The organism is Leptolyngbya cf. ectocarpi LEGE 11479 (genome assembly GCF_015207065.1).
Taxonomy (GTDB): domain Bacteria; phylum Cyanobacteriota; class Cyanobacteriia; order Phormidesmidales; family Phormidesmidaceae; genus Leptothoe; species Leptothoe ectocarpi.
Window position 1 is genome coordinate 1 of record NZ_JADEXP010000117.1, and the last position, 16,533, is coordinate 16,533.

A 16,533-nucleotide genomic window follows, 5' to 3' on the forward strand; every position below is an offset into this window, starting at 1 on the left:
CACCACCTTAGGCTGACCCACCCGCCAGCCCGCAATGGTTAGCTCCCGTGCCAAAATCAAAAATACCCCCCAGGCAGGTACCGTACCCAGCTGCACTAGCACCATCAGCGGGGCTAGCACTAGCAGTTTGTCCACCAGCGGGTCCAAAAACTTACCTAGCTCAGTGACCTGATTGAGCCGACGTGCCAGGTAGCCATCAAGCCAGTCGGTACAAGCCGCCAGCAGAAATACCACCACCGCCCACCAGCGGTGGTTAACTGACGGATTAGCCAGTAACCAAAATACCAGTGGAATCGCCACCAGCCGTGACACCGTAATCTGTGTAGGTAAATTCATAGCCTTGGGACCATCAGCGGTAGCTAATATGTTCTTCGTGGTAGCTCGGGGGCTCCACATGAATGGTGACTCGAATCGGCCCAAAGGTCTGTTCGAGTCTCTGTTCTACCAGTTCAGTAATATCGTGGGCACTCACCACATCCTTCGGTTCCACAATCAAGTGCATATCAATAAACACCTGACGTCCCAAGAGCCCCCGCGAGGCAATGCTGTGGCAGTTCATCACCCCCGGCACTCTCATCACCTCTCGATGGATCGCCTCTGGTGCAATGGCCATCTCATCAATTAGCCAAGGCAAATTTGCCGATAGCACGATCCAACCACTGTGCAGCACAAGAATGGCCACTGGCAATGCCATGACAATATCCAGCCAGCCAATCCCTCGCCATACGCCGATCAGCCCGGCAATCACCACAATCGTGATCCAGATATCGCTCATCGTGTGGTGAGCATCCGCAATTAACAGCTTGCTCCCTAGACGCACCCCCACTCGGCGTTCATAAACAGCTACAGCAATATTGATGCCCAACACCACCAGCATGATCCATAGGGATGTAGCGGTCAGCTCAACCGGGGTAGCGCCTGTTAACAAGCGCTCGAACGCCCCCTTCAAAATCTCAAAGCAAGCAATACCTAAAAAAGCGGCAATACCCAAAGCACCGACCGCCTCGTATTTTTGATGGCCGTAGGGGTGTTCGCGATCAGGCTCCGGAGAGGCCAGCTGGTTAGTTACTAACCCGAGAATGTTATTGGCACTATCCGTGACGCTGTGGAGAGCATCGGCCAACAAACTCAAGGAGCCTGTCCAAAACCCAACCAGGATCTTAAGCCCCATCACCAACAAATTTAAAAACAGAGTGATTAGCAACACCTGTCTCACTTCAGACCGATAGCTAACCCCAGAAACTTCAGTAGACATGCATGACTTCTCCGCAGCATGTCTAATAGTAGCGAAGGACGTAGCACAACGGACACTAGGCTGCCAACTCCTGTCGCTGCAGCTCGTGCATATGGTTAAACAACTGCCAGCAATAGGATTCAGGCAAACCACAGGTGAGGGCACCGCGCATCACCACATCAAAATACCAATCGCTAGGAGCATGCTCGTGCCCTAGTTTATCCACCACGGTATAGGTGCGGGTGTTTGGGTAACTCTGCCCCTGACATTGGATGGACACCTGATGGTGAACGTAGCCTTCTTCCCGACGATCAAGTAAAGGGCTCAAGCGCCAGGGTAAGCTGTAAAGCACACCGTGCACCGTGGCGCTGTCTCCAGAATGGTCTGGGGATGGAACAATATCTAAAACCCCACACTGACGACGACGAGAATATCGAAAAAAGCCCAGTCGATATCCCTTGAGCTGGGCAGGACCAACCACATAGGTATGGGTCTTTTCCTGTAATGATCGTTTGAGGTCCACCGGGCACATACAGGACCCATAGGCAAAGTAGTAGAACTGGTCGGGGTCGCCATCAAGCGTCACCACTGCTAGCCTCCGTATGAATTTATCTGCAATTCCAAACGATTCTATAGATATAGACTTAAAAAGTGACCCTGATTTTACCCATGACATCCCTGATTGGTCTATTAATTCTGATTATCAGCCTGTGGCTGTGCCAAGCAATTGATGGGTTACCCCACCTGCTGCCACAGCTATCAGCCCCTTGGTGGTTATGGTTAGGGTTAGGCTCAATTATGTTGAGCTGGATGATCAAGGATCCCTAATCTACCAAGACCGATTTTTGATGCAACGCGATAACAACAAGCTATGACTCAAAACTTTGATCGAGAACAGCTACAACAGCTGGCGGGTGGTGACACAGCATTTGAAAAAGAACTGCTGCAAATGTTTGTAGGAGATACTGAAGACACCCTTGAGCAGTTAGCCGTGGCCATTAGCGCAGAAAATCAGGCAGCTGTGCAGGAGCTGGCCCATTACATCAAAGGTGCTAGTGCCAATGTGGGGGCAGTGGGTATGTCTAAAATAGCGGCCCAGCTTGAAATGTCTGCCAAGATGGGTAATCTGCGGGGGGCTTCCAAAAGTCTTAGACAGCTCCAGACATTACACCGAGAGGTAAGCCGTCTAGCCCGTTAACACGGCTGGCCTAAGGACTGATCTGATGATCCTTAGACCGAGGTGCGACTTTCAGTCGTCTCTGTCGTGCCGTAGAGTTCTGGCACATCACGAGACGGGGGCAGGGTTTTAGATTCACGCGTCTCAATGTATCCGGTATAGTAAGCTCCGGGTTCAATTTCTAGAGAACCGGCAACGACGTCACCTTCTAACCGAGCCGTGCTACTCAAGAAGAGCTTGCCCTCTGCAAATACGCGGGCTTTAAGCACACCCTGCACTGAAATATTTTGAGCTCGAACCTCTGGGCCTTCCACTAGCCCCGTTTGAGAAATTTCTAAATCGCCTTGGATATCAACGATGCCATGAATAATCCCGTCTACTTGCAACCGACCTTCGGCATGAATATTGCCCTCTAGTTCACATGTGCGGCTGAGATAGGTAAAACTCGTTGCCGGCTTTTGCTTAAACATAAACACAATAATCAGTACCCATTTGTCTGGACAGCTGTAAGGATTAAAAATCCGGAAAAATTCAACTATGGGGTAGCCCCCAGATGCACACGTACGATATGAATGTGAGTGCTACTCACGTCCGTAAAACGCTTCTCAAACTTTACGGCTTTTCTTGCCTAAACTCTAGCATCAGTTTTTGATTCAGACTGTTCTCAGACTATCTGTTTCCTTCAAGCCGGTCTAAGGTCCTAGCCTAATAGTCGCGACAGCACCAGAGCTGTGGCTGTCGCTCCAATGGGGACAGTGAGGTTATCGATGCCATATTTAGAGACGGATTCTAGCAGGGTGGCTGCGATCGCAACTCCCAACGCTGTCATCATCAGCGGCCAGGTTATGCCCTGAACTACCCCCAACACCACGACCACCACCAGGGCACTGGCCATCGCCATGGTCAGACTCCCCTCCCAGCTTTTTGTTTCGCCCCAGACCTGATAGCCGTGTTGGCCCCACCGCTGCCCCACTAAAGCGGCTAACCCATCTCCCCAACACATAATCAAAATGCCAAGCACTCCAAAATAGGGGTAACCCTGGGGCCAACACCAGCCCATCACTACGCCGATACTAGTGGCGTAAAAAAATGTGCCCCAGCTGCGCCGACCCACACTATTAATACCTGGCAAAATCGGTAATCGATAGGACACCAAAGCCACACCCGCAAACACGACTGCTGCCGCTATCCCCATCCAGGCCGGGAGCATAAACCACCAAGCCAGCACAATGACATGCCCCGCCCCAATGTGGACAATCTTGCGGGTGATTTCCGGCCCCCAGCCCAGCCGCCTGGCCCCTTCCGAAGCACCCCCAATCAACAATAGCCAGGCCAGCACTATGCCAACCTGCCAGCCATAAGCGGCCACACCCGTCTCCAATTGCCCCATCGCTACCTGTGTAGTCATGCAATGCGATTGTAAAGCCTATACCCTCTCCTTTATAAATGCGGTTCCCCAATCACCCTTGGACTGCTATCTTGATGGGGAAATTCAGTCACGAGCCATCGCATGGGGAATACCTACAAGCGAGTATTACTAAAACTTAGCGGCGAAGCCTTAATGGGCGAACTTGCCTATGGCATTGATGCAAAAATCGTAGACGCTATCGCCAAGGAAATTGCAGCCACTGTCGAGCAAGGTGTGGAAATTGCTGTTGTTGTCGGCGGTGGCAATATCTTTCGAGGTGTCAAAGGCGCTGCCTCCGGCATGGATCGGGCCACCGCCGACTATATTGGCATGCTGGCGACAGTTATGAATGCCATGACTTTACAAGATGCCCTAGAGCGGATCGAAGTACCCACCCGAGTCCAAACCGCCATCTCCATGCAGGAAATGGCTGAACCGTACATTCGGCGCAGGGCTATTCGCCATTTAGAAAAAAAACGAGTCGTTATTTTTGGCGGGGGGTCGGGTAACCCTTTCTTTACCACCGATACCACCGCTGCGCTGAGGGCGGCTGAGATCAGTGCTGAAGTACTGCTCAAAGCCACTAAGGTAGACGGCGTTTATGATTGCGATCCCAAAACAAACCCCAACGCAAAACGCTATACCACCTTGACCTATGGCCATGTTCTGGCCAAAGATCTCAAAGTGATGGATGGTACAGCCATTGCACTGTGTAAAGATAACGATATCCCGATCATGGTGTTTAATTTAGCCGTTGACGGTAATATTCAGCGGGCCATGACAGGGGAACCGATTGGCACAATTGTGGGAGGATCTTGTGAAGTTAGCTAGTATCGACGACGTTGAACAGGCGATGATGAAGGCGGTTGAAGCCACCAAGCGCTCTTTTAACACTATTCGCACCGGGCGCGCTAATGCATCCCTGCTGGATCGGATTACCGTTGAATACTACGGTAGCCAAACACCGCTTAAGTCAATGGCTAATATCAGCACCCCTGATCCCAGCACCCTGATGGTGCAGCCCTATGATGCCAGTATTCTCAGTCAAATCGAGAAGGCAATTTCCCTCTCTGATGTCGGTCTAACGCCCAACAATGACGGCTCCGTCATTCGGCTCAATATTCCTCAACTGACCAGCGAGCGCCGCAAGGATTTTGCCAAGCTAGCGGGCAAGTATGCAGAAGAAGGTCGGGTAGCCATCCGCAACGTTAGGCGAGACGGCATGGACTTTGCCAAAAAGCAGGAAAAGAGCGGCGATCTATCTGAAGATGAATCTCGTGATTTGCAAGACCAGGTTCAAAAGCTAACCGACCAGTACATTAAGACTGTTGATCAAGCGCTGGAAGACAAAGAGAAAGAAATCATGAAGGTCTGATTCAGCGCGTTTAGACACGTTCAGACTCTATACTTATCGGCAGGGCGTATCAGGAGTGCAGGATGTTTGACTGTATTGTCGTAGGCGCTGGCCCTGCGGGGAGTACCACTGCGTACCAGCTGGCTCGGCAGGGGCATTCTGTGCTGCTGGTGGAAAAGCATGCGCTACCTCGCTATAAGCCTTGTACGGGTGCGATCGCACCCAGCATTGCCGCTTGGCTAGACTTTGATATCACCCCTGCCATTGATCAAAAGCTGCGGCGGATTCGGTATACCTGGCAGATGGAGGATCCTATTGAGGCAAACCTGGAAACCGAGGAGCCCATGTGGATTGTCCGTCGCGATACCTTCGACCATTATTTAGTCAAACAGGCTCTCAAGGCAGGTGTGACGCTGAATGATAGCACTCCGGTTCTTGGCATCGCGTTTAAGGATAATGCTTGGATAGTTGAGACCGAGCATGGCACCCAAGTATGCCGCTATTTAGTCGCCGCTGACGGAGCCGATGGTCCCATGGCTCAATGGCTGGGCTTTAAACCCGAAAAAGTCCGCCAAAGTTATGTTTTAGAGATTGATTTGCCTGAACCTGTGGCAAATCCCACCATGGCCTTTGAATTTGGCCTGGTGAAACAAGGCTGTCTTTGGAATTTTCCTAAACACCAGCGTCATTCCCTAGGCATTACCCGTTTTTTGGGTAGCACCCTTAAACATCCAGAGCAGTCCCTGGCCGCCTATGCCCAACAAGAATTAGGCAGTAGCTTTGAGTCCGGTCAGCTTTATGCCCACGGTCTCAAGCTTTGGAATGGCAATCGGCCTCTCCATACCCAACAGGCTCTCCTGGTCGGTGAAGCCGCAGCCCTAGTCGATCCCATGACCGCCGAAGGTATTCGCCCCGCCATTTTTAGCGGTATTAAAGCTGCAGCTGCCATTGACAATGCCCTCAAGGGAGATAAGCAAGCCTTAGCACACTATAGCCAGACCATCCACACCGAATGGGGAAATGATATCCAGTGGAGTCAGCGCATTGCCAGCGTATTTTTCCGAGTGCCAAAGATTGGCTATCGGGTTGGCATCAAACGACCGACGGCCACTAAACGGCTGGGACAACTCCTCGCAGGTGAAATTCGCTATGCTGACCTGGCTAATCGCGTGATAAAACGTCTAAGCGGCAGCTTTTTGCCAGGAAAGGAAACTTAATTCCCCTTGACTCTCTTTTATGCCGCATTAGAGAACCATTTGTGCCAGGTTTGATGAGATGGACAAGCAATATTAATTTATTGTAGAGAATAAATTAAAGTGTTTTGAACAACATTCACAAGTAAGTTTATAAAACCGTATCCAATGCAGCTAATTATCTAAAAAAAACCTTTAGATATTAGTGTGCTTTTACCGCTACTTCTAAACACATTCTTCACAAGAATAATAACTTTTATATTTTTAAGTCTGGAGATATGGGCTGTTTTTAGGTGCTTCCAAAAGCCTAAAAATAGGCAGTGACAAGGCTCTGGCAACAGCGGGGATCGCTTTATTAAAGGGCGATCCCCGCTGTTTTTGTAACTTTCGGTACATTGTCGCATCCACGAGAAGTTGTCATAATTAAACCCTGCCGCTCTTTTTAAAAAATTTTATGAATGCCGTGATTCAAACTGTTCACTGTCCCACCTGTGGTAAGTCAGCCGAGCGACATTACTTGCACGATCAACAACTGACTCGAACTCAATGTTCAGGCTGTGATTATTTAATGATTGTTTGCCAAAAAACAGGCAAGGTAATTGAGGCCTACGCCCCGGGGATCACCGTAGCAATGGCTAGCTAATCTACCTGGCCCCATAGTCCCCAATGGGTAGAGCCGTCCGCTTTTATTTTGATAAACTTAACAGTTTTAAGCTCCTATTTTGGATGCGCGTAATTGACCACAGGCCGCATCCTTTTCCAGTCCTCGCGAGTAACGCACACTAACCGCAATTCCTGCCGCTTTCAAGCTATCGGTAAATTGGTTAACCCGTTGCCGCGAGGGGCGCTGGTAGTCAACCTCATCAATAGGATTATAGGGAATCAAGTTGACATGACTTTGGAAACCCCGCAGTAACTGACTTAATTCAACCGCATGGTTTGGACAGTCGTTTAAACCTGACAGCAATATATATTCAAACGAAACCCGACGGCCTGTAATCGACACATAGTCCCGACACTCATCGAGTAGCTCTTTGAGAGGGTATTGCTGGGCACTGGGGATCAGCTGCGTCCGTAGGTCTTGATTAGAAGCGTGGAGGCTGACCGCCAACGTTACCTGGAGATGATGTTGGGCTAATCGACGAATCTGTCCTGGGATGCCGACGGTTGAGAGGGTGATACTACGCTGACCGATGCCAATGTCTTGGTTTAAACATTTAATTGCGGCCACCACATTTTGAGTATTGATCAGCGGCTCTCCCATGCCCATAAAAACAATATTACTCACCCGTTGATCAAAGGCTTCTTGTACGGTGAGTACTTGATCAACAATCTCATGGGTCGCTAAATTGCGAATAAATCCTCCCTTACCCGTGGCACAAAAGTCACAGGCCATGGGGCAGCCGACTTGGGAGGATACACACACGGTCAATCGTCGCTCGGTGGGGATACCCACTGCTTCGATAATGTGTCCATCGTCTAAACGTAGCAAGAACTTAACCGTCTGATCGGGAGCGACAGAACGATGATGAATTTCCGAACGCCCCACCGATACCTGTTCTGTGGCCTGACGCCAGGTTTTTGGAAAAACAGTAATGTCAGCTAGCGATCGCACCCTTTTGTCATATAGCCACTGGTGCAGCTGTTTCCCTCGATAGGCCGGCTGTCCCTGGGTTTGAACCCAAGCCGTTAGCTCAGCCTGACTCATCCCTAACAGGGGACGCTGGGCTGATTGGGTAGACCTATCCAGTGTGGAAACCATGATTAAAGCAAATAGAAAAAGTCCAGCGTTTAGCTCTGGACTTTTATCTTAGAAGGTTTGGGTGATGAAAATGTATCCGAGCCACCCGGTTTCGACTCCGCTCAACCTTCCAGCTTCGAGAGTTGAGCGAAGTCAAAACTCGATCTATTAGGCATTTCATTTTCGAGCCAGTCCCTAATTGCTCCTAGTTGTTGGTGTCGGGGTTCTCGTTGATGAGATCCACTAACCCTTCCGTCAGTGCCCGAGGATCCATAAAGACAACCTTAGAATTATCGCTTTCACCTAGCTTCTGATTAGCATCCACATAGCGCTGAGCAATTAAAAATTTCATAATGTCGCCCTGGCTCAACTGGCCATCAAATGCCTGGGAAATCAAACGCATCGACTGCACATTACCTTCTGCCTCTAAAATTGCAGCCTCCTTCAGACCTTCGGCTTTGGTAATAGCCGCCCGTTTCGCAATGGCCGCGGCCTGCTCCAGACGCATGGATTCTTCCACTTCCGTGGGAATTTTAATCTGCTGTACTTCAACCCGATTGACCTTGACCCCCCAGGGCTCAGTGGCTTCATCTAGCACATCCAGCAGCGCTTTGTTAATCGATTCTCTTGAGGAAAAGGTCTCTTGAAGATCCATCTTACCGATTTCAGAGCGGAGTGTTGTAATCACCAGTTCTTCAATGGCCTGCTCCACATCTTCAATGGCGTAGTAGGTTTTTTCAAGGTCTAAAATACGCCAGTAAATGACCGCGTCAACGTCAACATTAACGTTATCTTTGGTGGTGGCACTTCTGGGTTTACTGTCTAAAATCTGCTCCCTCAGGGTATCTTCGATCACCAGGGCATCCAGCAGAGGCACAATAAAGTTGACACCTGGATCTAGCGTGGCACGGTAGCGGCCTAAGCGTTCTATTAATGCCGCATTACCTTCCTTAACGACCCGGACAGAACCAACTGAGTAGCCAATAACGATTAATGAGAGGATAGCGAGAATAGAAGAGCCCATGGAGAACCGGAGCGTGAGCGCAATGGATGAATGTGCTCATGGATAGCACATCTTCTGAGTTTCTGTCTAGCGTACAGTGGAGAAATTGCGATACTATGCCATGCCTATCCGCAGTTTTAGTCCTGGCTTGGGTAACGACATGGTTACTTGAAGGGTCTTTGCCCTTTGGGAAATAGACCCAGTAACGGCCCTAACGCTACACCAAATACAAAACCACCCGCATGGGCCCAATAGGCAACACCGCCTGCTCCCATGTCGGCATTGGCTCCCAGGCTCGCCACTCCATAGAAGGCTTGCTGTACAAACCACCAACCCAGGAAAAAGATTGCTGGCACCCGAATGGTTGTAAAAATGAAGAATAACGGCAGCAGAGTCAGAATCTGAGCCTTAGGGAAACGAATAATATAGGCTCCCATGACGCCTGCGATCGCACCGCTGGCTCCCAGGGTCGGTACCGTTGATGCTGGCGCAAAGACCCACTGGGCTAAACCGGCCAATGCCCCACAGGCCAGATAAAACAAAATAAAGCGTCGATGCCCCAGCTGGTCTTCGATATTGTTACCAAATACCCACAGATAGAGCATATTGCCCCCCAGGTGGGCAAATCCCCCGTGGAGAAACTGGGAGCTAATCAGCGTAAACCACTCCCCCACAGGGTTGAGGGCACGCCCACTAAAGCTATCCGTAAGTTCTGCCGGGACAATGGCCCACACTTGAAAAAACTGATTGAGGGCCTCTTCCCCCATTCCCTGTAGAGAGAGTTCGTACAGGAAAATCGCTACATTCAGTGCAATTAGCACAAACACCACATAGGGCGTCGTGCGGGTGGGGTTATTGTCGTTTAAAGGAACCACAGAAAGTGCTTATAGGCTATCTACCGATATTGTCGGGCATTGTCGGTGATGGGTTGGAATTTTAAGGTTGGAATTTTAAGGTTTCAGCCTTTTCTGGCCGTCACCCTACGCTGCTTTCGGCTCACTTGGTTTCCCTCCCCACACGGCTTTAATAGTATCTAAAAAGGCAAAGACTGAGGGTGGGTGGAGAGCATCGGCCATGGTCACCACACCGAGCACCCGTTCAAACGGCTCCGGTAGCTGGGCCACGATCACATCTTCGGGAATAGGTTCGGCGGCTAGGCGGGCGATGATGGCGGCCCCCAGCCCTCGCCGCACCATGCTGACAATGGTGGAATCCTCGCGCACATCGTAGGCAAAGTTAATGGGCTGTTTGTGCAGAGCCAGATATTGTTCAATGTTGTAACGGCACCCATCTCCAGGAGGCGTTTGAATTAAGGGGTAGCTCAGCAGCTGTTTCCAGCTCAGATGGGCATCCATGGGCTTAGCTGTGGGAGGCAACAGTACTATATAGTCGTCCCGTAGTAGCTCCCAGGCTTCAAATTCTGCCAGGGCAGGCAAGTAGCTAAAGCCGATATCGATGCGGCCCTGGCGCAGGTAATCCTCAACGTGGTGATAGTGGCTAAATTCTTCGATGGTGACGCTGATGCCAGGGTACTGTTGCCGAAAGCGCTCAATCACCGCTGGCAAAATGTGGGTAGCTACACTGCGAAACCCTCCCAGACGGACTTGGCCAGACTGTAACCCCTTGGCCAATTGGGCCTGCTGACAGATTTTGTCTAAACGTTCTAGTACTTGCTGGGCTTCGATGGTGATGGTTTCACCCACCGGGGTGAGTACCGCGCCCTGACGGCCACGATTTAATAAGATGACGCCCAGTTCGGTTTCTAGAGTTGCGATCGCATGGCTCACCGCCGACTGTGACAGCTCTAGCTGTAAGGCTGCATCGCTAAATGTACCGGTCTTCGCAATAGCCACCAATGCCCGCAGTTGGGACAGTTTTAGCCGGTTTGGATTGCCCTCTGCCATGGAGCACCTAAAAACGTAGATGATGCCTTAAACCATATCCAAATTAAAAAACCATAGGATTTTTCCATTGGAAACTAAAGTTTCAAATCCGGACAAGGCTTATCTCTGATCTTGCCTTAGGGTGCTAAATAAAATCGATTAAATCCATCTATAGCTTTCATATAACCTGTGCAGTAGACCACTTGATTTGCCAGATTTCTAGGCATACACTGAGAAGCTGGGCCATCTGCCATAGCACATAGCCGCTGCCATCTAAAGCTTCCATGGATCGCCTGTGTTGTGAACTATGTGCGCCAAGCCATATCATTCCACGCCAGTATGAATCTAATTAGCGTTCGTCCCGAAGGCTTATACTGTGAACCCGGCAATTTTTATATAGATCCTTGGCGCTCGGTAGAAACCGCACTGATCACCCATGCCCATTCCGATCACGCCCGCTCTGGCTCACAACATTACTACGCCATCGGCAGCTCAGAAGGCATTCTACGTAAACGTCTGGGCAAAGAGATCAATCTGACCCCCACCCAGTATGGCAACAAATTCAAACTGGGAAATACCTGGGTGTCATTTCACTCAGCGGGGCACGTGTTGGGCTCAGCCCAGATTCGAGTTGAGCATAAGGACAACGTTTGGGTGATTTCAGGAGACTATAAACGCTGTGCTGACCCCACCTGTGAACCCTTTGAAGTCGTAGAGTGCGACACGTATATTACCGAAGCCACCTTTGGTCTACCCATCTATCGCTGGCAGTCAGGTGCAGCAACCGCTGCACAAATCTATCGCTGGTGGCAAAACGATCTAGACCGCCCATCCCTATTGTTTTGCTATTCCTTTGGCAAAGCTCAGCGGGTATTATCAGAACTCACCCAGTTCACTGACAAAACCGTCTATGTCCATGGGGCGGTGCAGGTACTCACAGAGATTTATCGAGATGTGGGAATACCCATGCTGCCCACAGTGCCCACTAGCCAAACCGAAAAATCCTACACCTTTAAAGGAGACCTGGTAATTGCTCCCCCCTCAGGTCATCGTTCTTCTTGGATGAAGCGTTTTAAGCGGCCCCAGACCGCTTTTGCCTCCGGGTGGATGGCCGTGCGCGGTGTCCGTCGCCGCCGAGGCTATGAGCGTGGTTTTGTCTTATCAGACCATGCAGACTGGCCCAGCTTGATCAAAACTGTCAAAGAAACCAAAGCCAAGACGGTCTATGTCACCCATGGCCAAAACGACGTGCTGTCGCGCTACCTTACAGAGCAGCTAGGCATCAATGCCATGCCGTTGGATACCCTGTTTGAAGGTGAGGTGGACACTTAGGAACGCGATCACAGCGCTCATTCATTAATAGTCTTTCCTGTTACTTGGCCCAGATGCTTCAGAATTTGTAAGGCTCTAGCCAGCTCATGGTTTGAAGTAAATGTGGCAAAAACCCGTGACACGGCATAGCTAGGCTGAGGTTGTTGCACCAGTTTGACAAATAAAATGTCATCGCCATTCGTTACCATCGCAAAACTGGGTTGCTGCTTTTGAGGATTGGCCATCAGATAAGCAAGCGTTTGGGGTAAGGCTGTCCAAGCAGATAGTGCTGTTTTTTTTGACTCTACCACCACTACCCAAAATCGATTCAGCAGTATCAGCACGTCGATCCGTCCCCGCAGAACGTCTTCTCCATCATTCAAGGTGAGCTGTACCGACTCTTCGGCCCGCACTTTGAAAGGGGGGTCATAAAAACCGGCTACGGTCACTAAAGGAGAAACCAACAGCAGCGTGACAGTGCCTTCTAACAACTGACTTTCAGAGCGCTGATACAAATAACGGCGTCGCAGCTCACTCAGCGCTGTTTGTTCAGTTATCTCTAAGTCTGGCAACTCACTGTGCCATTCTGTAAAAAATGATTCATCCTCTGTGCGGGTTAGGTTAAAGCGTCGTTCTGCTTCAGCAAGGGTGGTAACTGCTTCAGTGATAGCGACTGCCATAGAAAATACTGTGAAGATACTGGGTTTGGCTGTGATTAATGCTAGCAAATCTAGAGAATACAGCTGCTCTAAAACATTGCTGTGAAATATTAGGAAAGTCACCTTTACGGGTAAGCGTTCCCTTCGACTTCGCTCAGGGGACGCTGGTTGTAAACGTTGGCTGAGCGAAGTCGAAGCCAACGTTGTTCGTAGGACTGTTACCTTTACGGAAAATAAGCCTTAGTCATCTTTTGGGGCATCTTTGTAGAAAACTACAAAGGTCCGTAGTTGTTTTTATGCAATAAATTGCAGGATTTGATTATTGTCGAAAATGCTTCTAAAAAATTAGGCTAGAAATACCGTTAGACAAAGCTCTGTTTGACTTTTACTAGACCAGCAGTCCGTCAGCGGTGCGAACGAAATGCTTAATTACCTTGTGCAGTCTAAACAATACCAACGAGTTAAATATCGGGGGCAGCAGATCGTTGGTAATGCTTTAGCATCTACAGCAACGATAGTGAACATGAACCATGGGCCCCACCACCAACGAAGCACCTACCGGTAAAATCCTGATTGTCGATGATCACCAAGTGGTCCTCAGCGGTACCATCGGCATTCTGCGCGAGCACTACCCAACCTATGAGCTGTTGACTGCCAAGACGGCCCAGGAAGCTCTAGAGCAATTAGCTAACCATCGCCTTAGCTTGGCAATTTTGGATCTGTCGATTCCTGATGCTTATCAGCACGATGCCAAAGTAGAAACGGGTATTGAGTTGCTTAGGCAGGTGATGAAACATTACCCTGAGCAAAATATCGCTGTTCAAAGTACCTATATCAAGGCGCTGGTCAGGGTTAGATCAGAAATCGATAGTCACCAGGGCGGGTTTACCATTGTTGATAAAAGCATGTCCAGTCAGGACATATTTCAGCGGATTGACGGGGCGCTGAAAGGGTTTAGCCATACCCGAGGTATCAAAGCGCTACAGGCTGGTGTGGAACTCAAGCCCGAGTGGCTAGATGTGTTGACGTTTGCCTTTCATGAAGGGTTGCAAGATAAAGCGATCGCACAAGAGCTAAATGTACAACCCAGTACCATTCGTCACTACTGGAACAAGCTCTACGATGTTCTAGAAATTGACCCTGAGCTAGACAAAAAAGACGGCAAAAACCTTCGCAGTCTGACGGAGATTCGTGCTCGCGAACGGGGGCTCTTGGACTAATGGACAAGCAAAGCCGCTGGGAAAAAGCGTTAGATATGGCCAGAACCAGTTTTTGGGGACTGGGAATTATCCTGACGGTGCTAGGAGCACGTTCCTTAGGTGCCTTTCACGCGCTGGAACTGATGGCACTGGATAATTTTCTAGCGCTCAATACCCGGCTTTCTCTTGAAACAACCGATGAGGATATCGTCCTTGTTGAAATTGACCAGCCCTATGCCCAGGGAATTGCCGAGAAGGGATACACTATCGAAGCCAATACATTGGCAAATATCCTTGAAACTATCTTTGCCAATGAACCAACCGTGGTCGGTGCCGATATTATCTCTTATCGAATTACTGGGGATAACCAGGAGAGGTTGCTTGAGCTGATTAATCAGCACCCAAATTTGATCACCGTTGCCAATTATTCATCGAATCCAGCAGAGCCGCTCTCAAATCTAACCGAGACTCAACTGACTGAGCAAGTTGGCTTTAATGATCTGCTGTTTGATAGAGATGGTACTGTTCGCCGAGCACTCCTAGGCTTTTTTCTTGATGTTAACGCAGAACAGTATAAATCTTCTTTCGCTATTCAAGTTGCCAAAGGTCATTTTGCCAATAAACGTCTGGATAAAACCGGACAAGCTATTCAGTTAGAAAATGGAATTCGAGATTCCGACACAATGCGTTTTGGTGATCATGAAATTCCCAGAATTGTCTCTAACTATGGCTACACTGGTCAACAAACCTATGGCATTCAGACCTTAATCAATTATCGGAGTAATTCAAAACCGTTTGAAGTGATTATGGTCAGCGATCTATTGGACTCTCAGTCTGATCAGACTAGCTTGATCAAAGACAAAATTATTATTCTGAGTCTGTCAGGCACATCACGGGACTTTGCTATCCCCATCCCCATATTTGATAGTACATTGTCTAATAATACGTTATCTGATAGCACATTAGATAATTCTTACTTGGCTAGCGGTATTGAAATTCAGACTCATATTATTAGTCAGATTGTCCAAGCGGTAGAGGCTCAGAGACCGCTGATTTGGACTAATCAAACGGCACAGTATGTATTTCTTATACTATTTTCAATTCTAGCTATCAGCTGCGGCAGATATTCGAAAGATACGCTGAGTGGGTTTATCAGCCTGCTATTGACGATTTTTGCGAGCATTTTTCTAAGCTATTTATTTTGGCTACGCATAGGGCTTTGGCTACCTCTTGCAGCGACGCTTGTATCGACAACAGCTAATGGTTTGATTTATATCAATTACGCCCAGAACAAGCGTCGTTGGGGAAAAATGATTGAGCAGCTTGACTTAGCGCTTGATAAAGAGCGACATCTCTCTGAAAAGCTAGCGTTTGAACGTCAAAAGACGATTGAAAACGTATTTGATTCGATTCATAACGGTCCGTTGCAGACGCTTGCTAATTTGCTAAGACGTACCCGTGATGAATCGATTGACCTGACTGATGTTTGTTTTTGTTTAGAAGACCTTAACCGTGAAATTCGATATATTGGCGACTCTATTAGGCAAGATGCTAGTGATCAAACAGATAGCCTTGATGTTAGCTATGCAGGTACTAAATTTGACTTAGATATTCCGCTTCAGGAGCTGTTTCAAGAGGTCTATGATGCCATGCTTTCAAGACCGTTAATTGGATTTTCTAATCTCAAATTTACTATCATCTCGTTTGAATCCATTGAATCGGAAATAATCAGTATTGAAGCCAAGCGTAAGCTTTGCAGATTCTTAGAAGAAGCATTGGGAAACGTAGGTAAACATGCCATTGGTGCTACACGTCTTATGGTGACTGGTAAAAATAAAAGCAATCAGTATGAGCTGACTGTGTCTGATAATGGGCCCGGTATAAATTCTAGTAATATCCAGACTGGAGAGGGCACTCGTATTGGCAAAGAAGTAGAGAAAATAACCCGAGGAAAGTTTATTCATAAACCTAACAAACCCAAAGGTTTCTTTTGTCAGCTAACATTTCCCATATCTACTTAATAAGATAGATGAAGCTAATTTTTAAAGGTGATATTTTTAATTCAAAACTATGTATAGATATTAGGAATATTAATTTATTTTCCTCCATAAACTCCCTGATTAATAGACAATAATAATGAATAAATAAATGTCACTTAATATTATCTAAGGAGGTGATTAAAACGACTACTTTAACAGTGACAAAGAAAATGTGGGTGCATATTCTTGTGGCCACATTGATCTCATTGCCAATCGTTTCTGTGCTTAACCAATCAGCTAGGGCTGATTTTGTTCCTACTCCCCCTGATGATTCAGGACAGACTAATCAGGGCGGGCGAGGCAATCGAAGAGCTGGTTCTACCCGCTAACAT

General features: G+C 48.5%; 18 protein-coding genes. 8 read left to right on the forward strand and 10 right to left on the reverse strand.

The window, feature by feature from the left end; all coding sequences use genetic code 11:
• The 3 genes from pgsA to IQ260_RS13940 all read right to left on the reverse strand — a co-directional run.
• Positions 1–336 (reverse strand): CDP-diacylglycerol--glycerol-3-phosphate 3-phosphatidyltransferase (pgsA, locus tag IQ260_RS13930; RefSeq protein WP_193993713.1); only part of this gene is annotated, 336 nt, incomplete at its 3' end.
• Between the two features lie 13 nt (positions 337–349).
• Positions 350–1,255 (reverse strand): cation diffusion facilitator family transporter, encoded by a 906-nt coding sequence (locus IQ260_RS13935; protein ID WP_193993714.1) that lies wholly within the window; start codon positions 1,253–1,255, stop codon positions 350–352.
• Positions 1,256–1,310: 55 nt separating this feature from the next.
• The gene (locus IQ260_RS13940) at positions 1,311–1,823 is read right to left on the reverse strand and encodes a gamma-glutamylcyclotransferase (protein ID WP_322744961.1); all 513 of its coding nucleotides are present in this window, start codon (positions 1,821–1,823) and stop codon (positions 1,311–1,313) included.
• A gap of 80 nt (positions 1,824–1,903) precedes the next feature.
• Here IQ260_RS13940 and IQ260_RS13945 point away from each other — a divergent pair, with 80 nt between their 5' ends.
• Together IQ260_RS13945 and IQ260_RS13950 are read left to right on the forward strand one after the other, a co-directional pair.
• Entirely contained in the window at positions 1,904–2,062 is a 159-nt protein-coding gene (locus tag IQ260_RS13945) for a hypothetical protein (protein WP_193993716.1), read from the forward strand.
• Between the two features lie 43 nt (positions 2,063–2,105).
• The gene (locus tag IQ260_RS13950; RefSeq protein WP_193993717.1) at positions 2,106–2,432 is read left to right on the forward strand and encodes an Hpt domain-containing protein; all 327 of its coding nucleotides are present in this window, start codon (positions 2,106–2,108) and stop codon (positions 2,430–2,432) included.
• Between the two features lie 32 nt (positions 2,433–2,464).
• On the opposite strand, the gene IQ260_RS13955 is transcribed toward IQ260_RS13950, so the two are convergent.
• Entirely contained in the window at positions 2,465–2,881 is a 417-nt protein-coding gene (locus tag IQ260_RS13955) for a bactofilin family protein (RefSeq protein WP_193993718.1), read from the reverse strand.
• A gap of 230 nt (positions 2,882–3,111) precedes the next feature.
• The gene (locus tag IQ260_RS13960) at positions 3,112–3,819 is read right to left on the reverse strand and encodes a diacylglycerol/polyprenol kinase family protein (RefSeq protein ID WP_228016054.1); all 708 of its coding nucleotides are present in this window, start codon (positions 3,817–3,819) and stop codon (positions 3,112–3,114) included.
• 102 nt (positions 3,820–3,921) lie between these two features.
• Between IQ260_RS13960 and pyrH the strand changes: the two genes are divergently transcribed.
• The 3 genes from pyrH (at position 3,922) to IQ260_RS13975 (ending at position 6,390) form a co-directional block, all read left to right on the forward strand.
• On the forward strand, positions 3,922–4,650 hold the full coding sequence (gene pyrH / locus IQ260_RS13965) for a UMP kinase (protein ID WP_193993719.1): 729 nt from the start codon (positions 3,922–3,924) through the stop codon (positions 4,648–4,650).
• The gene (gene frr, locus IQ260_RS13970; RefSeq protein ID WP_193993720.1) at positions 4,637–5,194 is read left to right on the forward strand and encodes a ribosome recycling factor; all 558 of its coding nucleotides are present in this window, start codon (positions 4,637–4,639) and stop codon (positions 5,192–5,194) included. The genes pyrH and frr overlap by 14 nt, the downstream gene beginning before the upstream one ends.
• A 62-nt stretch (positions 5,195–5,256) precedes the next feature.
• A complete protein-coding gene (locus IQ260_RS13975) occupies positions 5,257–6,390 on the forward strand; it encodes a geranylgeranyl reductase family protein (RefSeq protein ID WP_193993721.1) in 1,134 nt (377 codons plus the stop codon).
• Positions 6,391–7,075: 685 nt separating this feature from the next.
• Here the strand turns inward: IQ260_RS13975 and rlmN are convergent.
• The 4 genes from rlmN to IQ260_RS13995 all read right to left on the reverse strand — a co-directional run bounded on the left by rlmN (position 7,076) and on the right by IQ260_RS13995 (position 11,014).
• Entirely contained in the window at positions 7,076–8,128 is a 1,053-nt protein-coding gene (rlmN, locus tag IQ260_RS13980) for a 23S rRNA (adenine(2503)-C(2))-methyltransferase RlmN (protein WP_193993722.1), read from the reverse strand.
• A gap of 184 nt (positions 8,129–8,312) precedes the next feature.
• Entirely contained in the window at positions 8,313–9,131 is an 819-nt protein-coding gene (locus IQ260_RS13985; RefSeq protein ID WP_193993723.1) for an SPFH domain-containing protein, read from the reverse strand.
• Between the two features lie 143 nt (positions 9,132–9,274).
• Positions 9,275–9,985, reverse strand: a complete 711-nt coding sequence (locus IQ260_RS13990) for a rhomboid family intramembrane serine protease (protein ID WP_193993724.1) — start codon at positions 9,983–9,985, stop codon at positions 9,275–9,277.
• 105 nt (positions 9,986–10,090) lie between these two features.
• Positions 10,091–11,014, reverse strand: coding sequence for a LysR family transcriptional regulator (locus IQ260_RS13995; protein WP_193993725.1), 924 nt, complete (start codon positions 11,012–11,014; stop codon positions 10,091–10,093).
• A gap of 318 nt (positions 11,015–11,332) precedes the next feature.
• Here IQ260_RS13995 and IQ260_RS14000 point away from each other — a divergent pair, with 318 nt between their 5' ends.
• Positions 11,333–12,325: a ligase-associated DNA damage response exonuclease gene (locus IQ260_RS14000; protein ID WP_193993726.1), complete on the forward strand. Its 993-nt coding sequence runs from the start codon at positions 11,333–11,335 to the stop codon at positions 12,323–12,325.
• Positions 12,326–12,342: 17 nt separating this feature from the next.
• On the opposite strand, the gene IQ260_RS14005 is transcribed toward IQ260_RS14000, so the two are convergent.
• Positions 12,343–12,984 carry a type I restriction endonuclease gene (locus IQ260_RS14005; RefSeq protein ID WP_193993727.1) on the reverse strand — a complete coding sequence of 214 codons (642 nt, stop codon included), beginning with the start codon at positions 12,982–12,984 and terminating at the stop codon, positions 12,343–12,345.
• Positions 12,985–13,493: 509 nt separating this feature from the next.
• Here IQ260_RS14005 and IQ260_RS14010 point away from each other — a divergent pair.
• A complete protein-coding gene (locus IQ260_RS14010) occupies positions 13,494–14,183 on the forward strand; it encodes a response regulator (protein ID WP_193993728.1) in 690 nt (229 codons plus the stop codon).
• Positions 14,183–16,183, forward strand: a complete 2,001-nt coding sequence (locus IQ260_RS14015; RefSeq protein WP_193993729.1) for a sensor histidine kinase — start codon at positions 14,183–14,185, stop codon at positions 16,181–16,183. Before IQ260_RS14010 ends, IQ260_RS14015 begins: the two co-directional genes overlap by 1 nt.
• The last annotated feature ends 350 nt before the right edge of the window (positions 16,184–16,533 follow it).

Excerpts from the sequence above, each read along its gene's own strand:
- IQ260_RS13935 (WP_193993714.1), bottom strand. The coding sequence starts at position 1,255 with ATGTCTACTGAAGTTTCTGGGGTTAGCTATCGGTCTGAAGTGAGACAG.
- IQ260_RS13945 (WP_193993716.1), top strand. The coding sequence starts at position 1,904 with ATGACATCCCTGATTGGTCTATTAATTCTGATTATCAGCCTGTGGCTG.
- IQ260_RS13950 (WP_193993717.1), top strand. The coding sequence starts at position 2,106 with ATGACTCAAAACTTTGATCGAGAACAGCTACAACAGCTGGCGGGTGGT.
- IQ260_RS13955 (WP_193993718.1), bottom strand. The coding sequence starts at position 2,881 with ATGTTTAAGCAAAAGCCGGCAACGAGTTTTACCTATCTCAGCCGCACA.
- IQ260_RS13960 (WP_228016054.1), bottom strand. The coding sequence starts at position 3,819 with ATGACTACACAGGTAGCGATGGGGCAATTGGAGACGGGTGTGGCCGCT.
- pyrH (WP_193993719.1), top strand. The coding sequence starts at position 3,922 with ATGGGGAATACCTACAAGCGAGTATTACTAAAACTTAGCGGCGAAGCC.
- IQ260_RS13975 (WP_193993721.1), top strand. The coding sequence starts at position 5,257 with ATGTTTGACTGTATTGTCGTAGGCGCTGGCCCTGCGGGGAGTACCACT.
- rlmN (WP_193993722.1), bottom strand. The coding sequence starts at position 8,128 with ATGGTTTCCACACTGGATAGGTCTACCCAATCAGCCCAGCGTCCCCTG.
- IQ260_RS13985 (WP_193993723.1), bottom strand. The coding sequence starts at position 9,131 with ATGGGCTCTTCTATTCTCGCTATCCTCTCATTAATCGTTATTGGCTAC.
- IQ260_RS13995 (WP_193993725.1), bottom strand. The coding sequence starts at position 11,014 with ATGGCAGAGGGCAATCCAAACCGGCTAAAACTGTCCCAACTGCGGGCA.
- IQ260_RS14000 (WP_193993726.1), top strand. The coding sequence starts at position 11,333 with ATGAATCTAATTAGCGTTCGTCCCGAAGGCTTATACTGTGAACCCGGC.
- IQ260_RS14005 (WP_193993727.1), bottom strand. The coding sequence starts at position 12,984 with ATGGCAGTCGCTATCACTGAAGCAGTTACCACCCTTGCTGAAGCAGAA.
- IQ260_RS14010 (WP_193993728.1), top strand. The coding sequence starts at position 13,494 with ATGGGCCCCACCACCAACGAAGCACCTACCGGTAAAATCCTGATTGTC.
- IQ260_RS14015 (WP_193993729.1), top strand. The coding sequence starts at position 14,183 with ATGGACAAGCAAAGCCGCTGGGAAAAAGCGTTAGATATGGCCAGAACC.